General features: G+C 60.1%; 8 protein-coding genes and 1 pseudogene. 4 read left to right on the forward strand and 5 right to left on the reverse strand.

Features of this window, described 5'->3' with window-relative positions:
• Both H5U08_RS02460 and H5U08_RS02465 read left to right on the forward strand, forming a co-directional pair.
• Positions 1-3,101, forward strand: a pseudogene (locus tag H5U08_RS02460) (hypothetical protein); the annotation flags it as partial.
• Positions 3,102-3,752: 651 nt separating this feature from the next.
• On the forward strand, positions 3,753-4,784 hold the full coding sequence (locus H5U08_RS02465; protein WP_297029753.1) for a DUF1559 domain-containing protein: 1,032 nt from the start codon (positions 3,753-3,755) through the stop codon (positions 4,782-4,784).
• A gap of 120 nt (positions 4,785-4,904) precedes the next feature.
• Here H5U08_RS02465 and H5U08_RS02470 read toward each other — a convergent pair whose 3' ends face one another.
• The 4 genes from H5U08_RS02470 to trpD form a co-directional block, all read right to left on the reverse strand.
• On the reverse strand, positions 4,905-5,201 hold the full coding sequence (locus tag H5U08_RS02470) for a BON domain-containing protein (RefSeq protein WP_297029754.1): 297 nt from the start codon (positions 5,199-5,201) through the stop codon (positions 4,905-4,907).
• A 120-nt stretch (positions 5,202-5,321) separates the two neighbouring features.
• Positions 5,322-5,573, reverse strand: coding sequence for a BON domain-containing protein (locus H5U08_RS02475; RefSeq protein WP_297029755.1), 252 nt, complete (start codon positions 5,571-5,573; stop codon positions 5,322-5,324).
• A gap of 284 nt (positions 5,574-5,857) precedes the next feature.
• On the reverse strand, positions 5,858-6,565 hold the full coding sequence (locus H5U08_RS02480; protein ID WP_297029757.1) for a YqaA family protein: 708 nt from the start codon (positions 6,563-6,565) through the stop codon (positions 5,858-5,860).
• Between the two features lie 406 nt (positions 6,566-6,971).
• The gene (gene trpD, locus H5U08_RS02485; protein ID WP_297029758.1) at positions 6,972-7,994 is read right to left on the reverse strand and encodes an anthranilate phosphoribosyltransferase; all 1,023 of its coding nucleotides are present in this window, start codon (positions 7,992-7,994) and stop codon (positions 6,972-6,974) included.
• 117 nt (positions 7,995-8,111) lie between these two features.
• On the opposite strand from trpD, the gene H5U08_RS02490 reads away from it, so the two are divergent.
• Positions 8,112-9,083 carry a nucleoside hydrolase gene (locus tag H5U08_RS02490; protein ID WP_297029759.1) on the forward strand — a complete coding sequence of 324 codons (972 nt, stop codon included), beginning with the start codon at positions 8,112-8,114 and terminating at the stop codon, positions 9,081-9,083.
• A 55-nt stretch (positions 9,084-9,138) separates the two neighbouring features.
• A complete protein-coding gene (locus H5U08_RS02495) occupies positions 9,139-10,575 on the forward strand; it encodes a sugar porter family MFS transporter (protein ID WP_297029760.1) in 1,437 nt (478 codons plus the stop codon).
• Positions 10,576-10,664: 89 nt separating this feature from the next.
• On the opposite strand, the gene H5U08_RS02500 is transcribed toward H5U08_RS02495, so the two are convergent.
• Entirely contained in the window at positions 10,665-11,672 is a 1,008-nt protein-coding gene (locus H5U08_RS02500; protein ID WP_297029761.1) for a right-handed parallel beta-helix repeat-containing protein, read from the reverse strand.
• Positions 11,673-12,119 lie beyond the last annotated feature (447 nt).

A 12,119-nucleotide genomic window follows, 5' to 3' on the forward strand; every position in this document is an offset into this window, starting at 1 on the left:
AGTGGAAATCCAACCGAACCAATTATGGTGGAACATACATCCTGGGGGACTTTGCTTTAGGAGATTCGGTAGGGGCCTGGACGTTGACGCAGAACGGCGTCAAGGTCGGGATCGGGATGGCGGCCTGGGACTCTCGCGCCGGGGGTGTCGTCTTCCGCAGAATCCCCCTCGCCTTGCACCAGGAGGTCGATCAACTGGTTGTCGGGGGGCAGATCGTCGCCTGGGTGGCCCGCGATCGAGCCAACGCCAATAACCAGCAGATTTTCCTGGCCACCTACGACGCAGGGCAATCGCTGTGGAAGACCTGGGCTGGCTCGACCAGCGGAAATCAGCAAATTGGCAATCTTCAGGTGGACGGTTGGGCGGCCTGGACCGTGCGGCGTCAGGATAGCTCCGGCCAGTGGGTGGACCGCTCGGCGGCCGTCGCGGTTTACGATCCTGGTCGGGGTGTGTGGAAAACGTTCCAGTCGCCCGAGGCCACCAACCGCTCTGTAATCAACCTCGGCCTCAGCCAGTCGATCGCGGCGTGGAGAATCGGATACGCGGACGGCATGGGCGGGAACTACGTGCCCCGCAACGTTGGGGCGGTCAGCTATGACTACCTGACCGGTCAGTTCAAGTACTATGTCACCAGCTACGACGCTGGTACTTTCGTCGAGTATACGGCGGTGGGTGACGGGGTGGCGGCGTGGTCCACGGGGAGCAACGTGACGGTCCTGGTCTATGATCCCGTCGCGCAAAGTTTCAAGACGGCGAGCACCGCTCACGGGAATAATGTACGGATCCGCAGCCTGACCACCCAGGGCCGACTCGTGGCCTGGACTGTGGCGTATCCCAGCGGATATGACGAGTCTTTTATTCCGCGGGATGTGGAATTCGCGGCCTACGACACGCAAATTCAGTCCTGGGTGCTTGGCAGCGAAAGCTATCCCACGGCGCAGGTGACGGACCTGTATATCGAGAATCAGTTCGTTAATTATGCGGTCAATGGGACAGGGTATCGGCGAGCGTACGACGCCTGGACGAGTAGCTGGGGGACGGGGGACCCGGTGGCCGTCTCGACGTTTCTGGTGGCTCCCACCGTCGTCCCCATTAACCGGGGGATCACCGTACTCGATTGGTCCATGGGGGCCACGGACGGCTTCATCGACTTCGGGGACGGCTGGAAGTCGGACAGCCGTCTGACCACGCATGCCTACCGTGCTGCGGGTGTGTATACAGTGTCCCAGCAGGTTTTTGGTCCCGGCGGGGCCGACAGTTCGCTGGCCACGATCGTGGCGATTCCTTCTCGTTCGCCGACCGACCTTGGCACGATCAGCAGCACGACTTTGCCTGCCCAGTCCCCGACCAACGGCACACTGTGGTACAGTTTTCAGGTGGCTGCCGACGGGGCATTCACCGCAAACGTGAGCGGATCGGGGGTCTCCAGCAACACAGCCATGGCCTTGTGCACCTCGACCGGGGAGCTTTATTCTCTGGTTGGAACGGGCACGACGTCGCTGGCCATTCCTTCGGTAACAGCCGGAACGACCTATTACCTGATGATCTCTGGACTGGCGGGCCCGGTGAATGTGGCGCTGGACAATCCTCCCACGCTGTCGCTCGATGATCACGTGGTCACTGTTCGCGGGACGCCTGGTGACGACGAGGCGTATCTCTCGTATTTCGGCGCGCCGGCCGCTCTGATCAACGGCGTGTTCATGAGTTTCGAACCCGGCACGACGGCTGTCCTTTTCGATGGTGGGGCTGGCCGGGACACCGTCGGAATCTATGGCACGGATGGAGACGAGCACGCGGTTCTCGGGCTTTTCGAGGGGAACAGCCCCGGGGCCGACGTGATGGGCTTGGGCTTTCAGCTTTCCGCGAGGAATTCGGAGGATGTCACGTTCGTGGGGGGTGGGGGCCAGGACGTGGCGGAATTGAGCGACACGCCGGGGGCGGATCTCTTCACTGCCGAGCCTGGCCTGGCCGTGATGTCGGGAAGCGGCCTCCGGTTTGCCGCACAGGATGTTCCCATTGTGCATGGTTACAGCCGACGGGGCGGCAACGACGCAGCGCAATTGACGGGCACAGGAGAAAAGGACCGGGCTCTTGTCACTCCGCAGTGGACCTGGGTGAGAAGCATCGACGGCAGTTACTTTGCCCGAGCCAAGGGGTTCAAGCAGGTGACCGTCGATGGCGCCGACGGGGCTGACAGCGTGGAGTTCCGCGATTCCGCGGGAAAAGACGTGCTGGCTGTGGGCCCGGGAACGGCGCGAATGTCTTACCCCAGCGTTTCCGTCGTCGCCACCAGTTTTGAGCAGGTCCAGGGAAACTTCGACGGCAACAGCCAGGACGAGGCATATCTTTATGGAACATCCGGCAACGATACCCTGACGGCCGAGCCGTTCAAGGCCACTCTCCAGGCCGGCGAACTTCAGGCCGTTATCAACGGTGCCTCGAACATTGTCGTGGCGTCGATGGGCGGCCAGGACAGTGCAACCCTCCTGGATTCGCCGGGCGACGACACGGTTTTGGCGCGGCCGCGCGACGTCACTTTAACGGGAACCGGCTACCTCATTCGTGTACGGGGGTACAAGAATGTGGTGGCGGAAGCTTCGCGGGGTGGCACCGATGTGGCCCATCTCTACGACTCTCCCGCCGATGACCTGTTCGTCGGCCAGCCGGGAGAAGCCGTGCTGCAGGGGCCGGGCTACTCCAACACGGTGCGGGCGTTCGACTACGTGCACGCCTACTCGATCGTTGGGGGACACGACGTTGCCCAGCTCTACGGTTCGCCCGGTGACGACGAGTTCGTTTCCTGGCCACAGTGGGCCCGGCTGTCCGGACCGGGATACTTCATCCGCGTCAAGATGTTTGAGGAGGTCACGGTGGACAGCGACGGAGGTAACGACACGGCGGTGGTGAATGATTCGCCGGGGACAGATTCGCTCGTGGCCACAGGCACCGAACTCCGACTCTCCGGAAACGGCGCGTCCATTGCCTATCTCCACAAACTGTTGGGATTCGAGCAGATCCGCGCCCGGTCGCACGGGGGGCCCAATACGAAGTCGGTCGACCCCGCAGCGCTGGCTTACCTGTTACTGTCGGGCAACTGGTGAAAGAGCCAGCCAACCCCGTAAATCGGCTGCTCGTGACCGGTAGCCAGTCAACAATCGGTTGAGTGTGATCGGCAGCGAGCCAATTCAATCTGCCTTCTCATTTCAGGCGGCGACTGATCGCCGCCTTTTTTTGTTTTTCCGGCATTTGACCGCTTGCCCGCGGTGACGCACTGACTCCGAGAACTTTTTCCCTATCTCTTCATGTTTCGCCCACTTTCATTGCAAGACGCTGCGGAGAAAAGGCAGCCACGCCACTGAGGGCGCTGCAACCAGCACGCCCCGCCAAAAAGCGGCCTGGCCCAGGCAGGTTCCTCCGGGCGGAATCTCGCTCCTGCGCGCACGGGGGGAGCGCAGGCGTCCCCATCGGCAGAGGAAAGGCTGGGGAATGGATTGGGGCGATCGCGGCGGTTTCGCTAGGGATCTCGTTCTTATCGGCGGCAGAGTTCTGATCTACGACCAGGCCGCGTGCCAGCAGAGAGCGACCCACAAGGACCCAGGTGCTTGCAAGCGACGGCCCACCGGTTTCCCCGAGAATTGCAAGCAAATAGGTAACGCTTTTCCTGAAATATTCCAGTACTATAATGCTCCATTGAACGGTACTGAGAATCAATCTCAATAAGTGTCTCAAGATCAGAGAAAGGAGGTCGCATCATGGCACCACGTGCTCTGTGTGGCAACGAGCGTTCTCAGGTTGGGTTGCGAAATGGATTCACTCTTGTGGAGCTCCTGGTGGTCATTGCGATCATCGGGATTTTGATCGCCCTGCTGCTTCCGGCGGTGCAGGCCGCCCGAGAGGCCGCGAGACGTTCCGCGTGCATCAACAATTTGAAGCAATTTGGGCTGGCACTTCACAACTTTGAAAACATCAACCGGGTTTTTCCGCCGAGCATTGGAGGGCCTGTGGGTTCGGGATTGCGGACGGAATGGTCGGCCCAAGCTCTGCTTCTGCCCTATCTGGAACAGGGGAGTCTCTACGCTGGGATCGACTTTACGAAACACTATAGCAGTGTGTATCTCCCTGACGGAAGTCGCCTCAGTGCCCATCGCGTGCCGGTTTATGTCTGTCCCAGCGAAATCCGCGCAGAAGTCCGGCGGGAAAATGGAATCGACGCCCATTTTCCGCTGAACTATGGCGTGAACGTGGGGACCTGGTTTGTGTGGGACCCCGTCACACAGCGGGGAGGCGATGGGGCATTCCGGCCGTTTGAAGGCACTTCGGTGGCCGAGTTCATCGATGGGTTGAGCCAGACAATCGCGGCGGCGGAGGTGAAAGCCTACACTCCCTATTACCGCAACGCGGCCATCAATCCAGCCCCTGCCCTTCCTGCCAATCCCAGTGATGTGTGCGGGTTCGGGGGAGAGTTCAAAACAGAAAGTGGCCATACCGAGTGGGTTGACGGAAAGGCCCATCAAGCAGGGGTGACGGCCACTTTCACCCCCAATACGCATATTCTGTGCGTTGTTAACGGCAAAACCTATGACGTGGATTGGACCAATCAACAGGAAGCCAAATCGGACACGGTCCCCACCACCGCCGCTGTGACTGCCCGCAGTTACCATCCCGGGATCGTCAACGTTCTGATGGCGGATGGTTCCGTGCGGAATGTTGCGGAAACCGTCGATCTGGGTGTCTGGCGGGCGCTGGCAACCCGCAATGGAAGAGAAGTCGTAAACGACTTTTGATCTGTGAGAGAATCGCCGCGTCAGACGTGGGGTGCTATCAGCGCAGTCGCCCTGTATCAGGTTTAGCAAGGTCCCTTCCCGGGTGGGCGCGCCTAACTTTCCCGCGTCATGCGAGTGCTCTCAGCGTCGCCACGCCACAACGATCTCATTGTGCAGTGAGCCCGGCGCCAGCCGCATCGCGGCGTGCTGGGCTTTTTGCTTGATGTGGAAGCTCGGGCAGCGTCCCAGCAGGGTGACAGAATCCCCCTCCACGATGACGCGGAGGTCAGTCACAGAGTGGGCGGTGGCCTCTTCGATCGCCTGGTGGATCCGTGCAGCCAGACGCTCCGCTTCGGCCAGAGATGGGGCGAGCGGGTAGCTCATGAGCCGCTCTTCCCGGAGCACGACGTCCTCGTCGTAGGGTGAATAAAAAGACATGGTTCCCTCCACGGGCGATGGACCAGCTCCGCACGGGCCATCACCTCGCTCTTTTGCGGAGGCCTCCCTGCTCCTCTACCCAATGTGACACTCATTCGATCCCCTCGAAGGCCACACTCCTCAATCGGGATCGACGAAACGGTCCCTTGTTACCTCGATGAGGTTGAGGAGCTCAACATCGTGGCCCCTCAAGATGGATCGAACCGCTTCCTGTGCCAGTTGTTTGTGATAGAAACTCGAAACCACCCCCCTGAGCACAATCGTATTGTCACGCTCTTCAACATCAATATCGCGGAGCTCGTAAATCGGACTATTGCGTAAAGCCAACCTTGCGCGCATTTCGAGATCGCCGGAAAGAAGTTGTACACTCATAGCTGCTTCCGTCCTTGGTGCCAGGAATATTCAATCACTTCTGCCGGCCCGCGCCGGTTAGCTCAAGCTGCGAAAACTCGGAGAAGCATAGTCAAGGGGCGAATCAAAGCGGGTCGCGGCCTCCCGGACCAAATATCGAGGATTCACCAAAACCTGCGGCACATGCAAGCCATTGACATTTATACCACAGGACATCCGTCGGTCAAGGCCAGGCCGCCGCAATGGCTGGTTTTTCTGAAGTGGTTCTACTGCCCGGGTGCAGCCTCTTTACTGCCTAATGAGAATCACATCAGCCATTTGATGGCGACAAAACCGAGGATCGCGAGAAGGGCCAAAGCCAGAGCCGCCCAGTCGAAATAGCGCTCGATGAGCGACTTGACACTTGGTCCAAAAAAGTAGAGACACGCACCCACGAGAAAGAACCTTCCAAATCGTCCGATGATCGAGCCGGCCACCAGCACGCCCAGAGAGACATATTCATGGAAAACACCGGCGGCGATGGTGAACACTTTATACGGAATCGGTGTGAAACCGGCGCAGACAATTGCCCAGAAGGCATTTTGCTCGTAAAGTCGCCCCACGTACTCAATATTTTCCTGAGTAAAGCCAGGGACATATTGCATAAAAAAACCACCCACCGCTGCCCACAGGAGCAGCCCGATGGCGTAGCCGAGAATGCCCCCCAGGACTGAGCCGACACCGCTCACGAGGGCATAGTAGAAGGAACGCTTCGGCCTGGCGACAGAGAGGGCGATTTGAAGGACGTCTGGCGGGATGGGGAAAAAGGAGCTTTCAGCCACGGCCAGCAAAAACAGGGCCGGTGTGCCATAGGGGGTATCTGCCCAGTGAAGAACCCAGTCATACAGACGGCGAAGGAAATGAGGGCGGCGGGCCCGGGGACGTTCCGCCGAGGCGCTGACCTTCTCTTCCCCACCGTTTGGCGGACTTGCGACGGACCGTTCCGATTCAGCGACCGTTTTTCGTAGGGACATAGGATATTGGAAGTATTCTCGCCACTTGGAGGGATGTTACGTCAATGCTCCATTTTACCCAGGGGCCATTGCTTTTCCGCATCACGAGGCGGCCAGGCGTGCTCCCGGTTTCACGAAAGGCGATCAGCCTGCCGGACCTGGACAGGGTTTTCCCGGGCGTCAGACCCGGGCATCCCCCTGCCTGTGGTGCCGTCACGGCGCGAAAAGGTGCCCTGGTGCAGATAAAATCGTACGTGCAAATTGCGTGCCGTCACCATGGAACGCCTCCCTTCAATGCACCCGGTCGTTCGTGTCCCTCCACAAGACGCCGGGGAAGGTGTCCTTCCCATGAAAACCTTGGAAGGCCCGATTCCTCCTGGACCCTGAGAAACCGATTGGAGACGAGACGGCAAAATGCGATTCGACATCAGCTTGGAGAGGCCTGCCGGGTTTTTTCGATCCAACGCACGAGGAGGTCTTTGGCGGCCCCGCTGGCGATGGCCTCTCGTGCACGAACCACTCCTTCTGCAAGATGACGTACCGCACCTGCCAGAACAAGAGCGGCCGCGGCATTGGCGAGGACGCAGTCGGTGATCGGGCCGGGAACACCTTCGACGATTTCCCGGATCTTCTGGGCGCTTTCCTGTGGACCGCTGACCTGGAGCGCTTCGAGAGGCACCTCCGCCAGGCCGAAGTCGGCTGGATTCCAGGAAAACTCCGTGAGTTGTTCGCCGTCCACCAGAGTTCCCGCCGTGGGACCGGAAAGGCTCACCTCGTCGAGATTGCCGTCTCCATAGACCACGGCGCTGCGGGCCGTGCCCAGCAGTCGCAGGGCTTCCGCAAGCAGCGGACGGAGGTACGCTCGTCCCACGCCCACCAGTTGGTACCGAACCTGGGCGGGATTTGTCAGCGGCCCCAGGAGATTGAAAATCGTGGGATGGCCGAGCTGGCGCCGAACTTCCGCGACGTTCTTCATCGCCGGGTGTAAAAGCGGGGCGAAGCAGAAGCAGATTCCCAGTTCGGCGAGGCATTCCGTGACCACCGCAAGGGGAGCTTCCACGTTGACACCTAATTCGGCAAGGACGTCCGCGGACCCGGTGCGGCTGGTGATGCGACGGTTTCCGTGTTTGGCAACGGGGACCCCTGCAGCGGCCACCACAATGGCCGCCGCCGTGCTGATGTTGAAGGTCCCGGCTCCGTCACCCCCGGTGCCCACGATATCCATCACATTCGGCCGGTCGGTCGGCACAACCAGCATATGTTTGCGCATGGCTTGAGCGGCCCCCGCCAGCTCTTCGGGGGTTACCCCCTTGGTGTGGAGGGCGATCAGCAGTCGGGCGACGAGTTCCTGCGGGGCATTTCCTCCCACAATGAAATCAATGACCTGTTCCGCCTCGCTGATGGTCAGATCCGCACCACGTTCGGCTTTGGCCACAGCGCTTTCCAGCATAGGCGTCTCCTTGATCGTCTGTTGTGACTTACTCTTGCGAGCGGGGAGAAGGTCCCCTAAAATCGGCCGATATCCGGCGGGCTGCCGCGATTTCCCGCACAATCCTGAGGAGGTGCAATGTCTCGGAAGATCATCATTGATTTTGATCCTGGCATCGACGACGCGCTTGCGCTCTGTCTCCTCCTGTTTGATCCGGAGTGGGAGGTCGTTGCCGTTACAGCCGTCGGCGGAAACGTTTCGCCCGCCGTGGCCAACCGGAATGTTCAGGCTCTTATAGCTTACCTGGACCCGCCGCGTATTCCAAGGATCGGGGTGGCCACAGCCCCGGATGAGGGGCTCCCTGTCGAGGGGCGTTTTGCCAACGCTGTCGATGACCTTCGCGATGCGGAACTGCCCGTCGCGGAACTGCGGACTCCCCACCCGTCAGAAAAAGTACTTGCCGATGAAGTTCGGGCCGCTCCTCATGAGGTCACCGTGCTGGCCCTGGGGCCTTTGACCAACCTTGCCCGGGCCATGCAGAAAGATCCTGACTTCCCCAGCCTTGTTCACCGGATCATTATTGCCGGAGGCGCCGTCCAGGTTCCGGGAAATATCACGCCTGCTGCCGAATTCAACATTTACTGCGATCCGCGGGCGGCAAAGATCGTGTTTGCATCCCGGGCGCCCAAGACGCTCATACCCTTGGATGTGACCAATCGGCTCAGTTTTTCCCTTTCCCTTTTGAACGATCTGCCGCCGGAAGAGACGAAAATCGGAGCGCTTTTGCGGAAAATACTCCCGGCCAAATTCCGCGCCTACCGTCAGCAACTGGGGCTGGAGACGATTCATCTGCACGACACGATCACCTATCTGGCGGCATGTCGGCCGGACCTGCTGCGGTACGAAATGCTGGCGGGCGACGTGGAATCCACGGGCGAAATCACGCGGGGCGCGACGATTTTCGATCGGCGCCCGGTGCCCGCGTGGCGGGACAATCGGTTGGAGGTGGCCATGGGGATCGACGCCGGGGCGATGCGTCAGGAGTTCTTCAAACGATTACGGCAGGCCGCCGAGGCCGCTGGACCGTTGACTTCCTTAGAAGACGAGTGACCGCCTGCCGGCAAATGGTCAAGCTCCAATTTCAGCTTCCTGGGAGGATTGTTCGTTGGTCACGGCGCCCGACTCAGTCACCCGTTCGCACACCCCACGCTACCGGATGGGGTTCCTCTGGACCGTCTGTCTGGTGGCGGCGATGGGAGGATTCCTTTTCGGATACGACTGGGTTGTCATCGGCGGAGCCAAGCCGTTCTACGAGCCCTTTTTCCACATCCCACCCGGCACGTTCTGGCAAGGATGGGCCCAGAGCAGTGCCCTTGTGGGATGTCTCATAGGTGCGGCGTTATCGGGTGCGTTGAGCGACTGGACCGGCAGACGCCGACTGCTGATCACGGCGGGTTCCCTTTTTACGCTTTCTGCTATCTGGACCGCGCTGGCCTGGGACTACGCTTCCTTCAACCTGGCGCGGATTACCGGCGGGGTCGGGATCGGTTTGGCCTCCAATCTTTCCCCCATGTACATTGCCGAGATCGCCCCGGCGGAGATCCGCGGGGTGTTCGTGTCGATCAATCAGTTGACGATTGTTATTGGCATTTTGGCTGCCCAGATCACGAATCTGTTCATCGCGCAACCGGTACCTGGGAATATCCCGCAGGAGCACGTGGCGGAATTCATTCGCCAGTCCTGGAACGGCCAATGGGGATGGCGCTGGATGTTTGGGGCGGAGACTTTTCCCGCAGCCGCGTTTTTTCTGCTCATGTTTTTCATGCCGGAGAGCCCTCGCTGGCTGGTCAAATGGGGGCAGAGCGCTGCGGCAGAGAGGATTCTCGGTCGAGTCGGCGGCGCGGCCTACGCAAGGCACGCGATCGCGGAGATTCGGGAAACCCTTTCCCAGGAAGAGATTGGGCGGGTACAACCGGCCGATCTTCTTGACCCACGGCTCCTGCGGATCATTGCGTTGGGGGTGTTTCTGGCCGTGTTCCAGCAATGGTGCGGGATCAACGTCATCTTCAACTATGCGCAGGATGTTTTTCAGGCGGCGGGTTACGCCGTCAGTGACGTCCTGGTCAACATCGTGTTCACCGGGGTTGTGAATCTCGTCTTTACCTTCGTCGCCATTTTCACCGTCGATCGCTGGGGACGCCGCATTCTCATGCTCTTCGGGGCAGGTGGACTGGCGGTCATTTTCGCAGCACTGGGGGCCGGTTACTATTTCCACAGCACCGGCACGCACATGCTCATCCTTGTGCTGGCTGCTATTGGATGTTATGCGATGTCGCTGGCACCGATCACCTGGGTAGTGATCTCGGAGATATTCCCCAACCGCATCCGCGGGCTGGCCATGTCGATCGCCGTGCTTTCTCTGTGGGCGGGGTGCACAGCGCTGACCCTCACGTTTCCGCTTCTCAACCGCTCGCTTGGCCCCCACGGCACTTTCTGGCTTTACAGCAGCATTTGCGTGCTGGGTTTTGTCGTGATCGCCTTGTCGCTGCCGGAAACCAAGGGGAAGAGCCTCGAACAGATCGAGCACGAATTGCTGGGCTGACGCTATTTTCCCGCTGACCGGGCCAGTGTCCAACCGACTATTTCGCCGGTCACGGGCATCGCCAGCGAGGCTTCCGCGGGGCACGTCGGTCAGGGGTTCGCACTGTTTGCTGAGGATGGCGGCTGGATGACATCGAGGCCACCCTGATTTTCCTGGCCATCCACAAACAGACGCCCCCCTTTGTCCACCCAGGCGGGGGCCGTGTTTCCCAGCACCTGGCTGTTGAACACGTGCAGTTCCGAGTAGGGAAAGGTGAGGATTTGGGCAGCCCCATTATCTCCGAGGAGAGAATCGGTGAGGTCTGCGCGACAGGCACCGGCGACGGACAGCCCGGCCCGGCCGTTGCCCCGCAGCACAACCCTTTGCAGACGGATATCCCTGGCCGTGTTGGCGAGGCTGATTCCATCCAGTTGATAGCCCTGGACGGTGAGGTCTCGGATGGTCACCCCATGCACGTGATGGAGTGTGATTCCCACGGTGAGTTTCGCATAACGAAGGGGATAATCTTCCGGCCGGTGGTCAGGTTCCACACAAAAATAGATTTTGCCTCCAAAAAGACACCACTCGAGCGGTTCGAGCTTGGGGGGTGCCTCGGCCGATTTGTCCACCAAGACCCGCCTGGCTGGTCGGTCACCCAGAAAGAGCTGCTGATAACTTTTCTGTTCTGGTGTGAACCGATAGACGGTCCGGCCCCACCGTTGCCAGGACTGCCGATCGAGCTCCCACGCTTCCACAGGAACAGGAGCAGAGCCGTCCATCACGGCGCCACTTCCGTCGAGGATGAGGTCCTGGAGGATTCCCCGGCTAAGGCGCTGACCGGCCAGCGTGATCGATTCTCGATAGGGGGTCTTCGTGGGAGCCAGCACAATCCGATCACCCGGCTGGGCCAGCTCAATCGCCCGCGCAATCGACCGGACGGGCCCATCCACGGTGCTCCCCGGAGTGGCCACTCGACCAAAGAACGCATCGTCGCCGGCCTCATTGTTGACAAAAATATCGCGCCCGGGACAGATTCCCACACCGCCCATCCAGCAGCCGACGATCACGGCCGCAACCAGTGTTCCACGAAATGCGAGCTGATGCCTTTTCAAAGCCATGATCCCGATATCCTTCGCGGCACAATCCATCAGATGTGGAGCACACTGTGAAAGCCTTGTGCCAGCGTGCCATAGCGATTGAGTGCAGAAGTTTCTTAATTGCCCAAGTTTAGCATCGGAGAGTCATCACTGCCAACAGGATGGCGGGACGCCCGGAGAGCGCAATTCGGAGGGGCACGCTCGTCGTGCCAGGGGCGAAAGAATGGATTATTGATCGATGTTCATCGGACCCGACAAGCGGGTCCCTCCGACGCTACAGGGGCAATTCATGAATGGCCCCTACCGGTGCGCTTTCACGGTCTTGGCAAAACACGGGAAACCACCGTGCCCGGGGAAACCGGTGTGCAGCCGGTAAAAGCTGTCAATCCACCACGGAACTCGCACCGCAACCGAATTGTTCACCAAGTGGGTTCTGGACGGCCGAGGCGAAAGCGAGGATGTCCACGG

The organism is Thermogutta sp., from assembly GCF_014359955.1.
Classification (GTDB): domain Bacteria; phylum Planctomycetota; class Planctomycetia; order Pirellulales; family Thermoguttaceae; genus Thermogutta.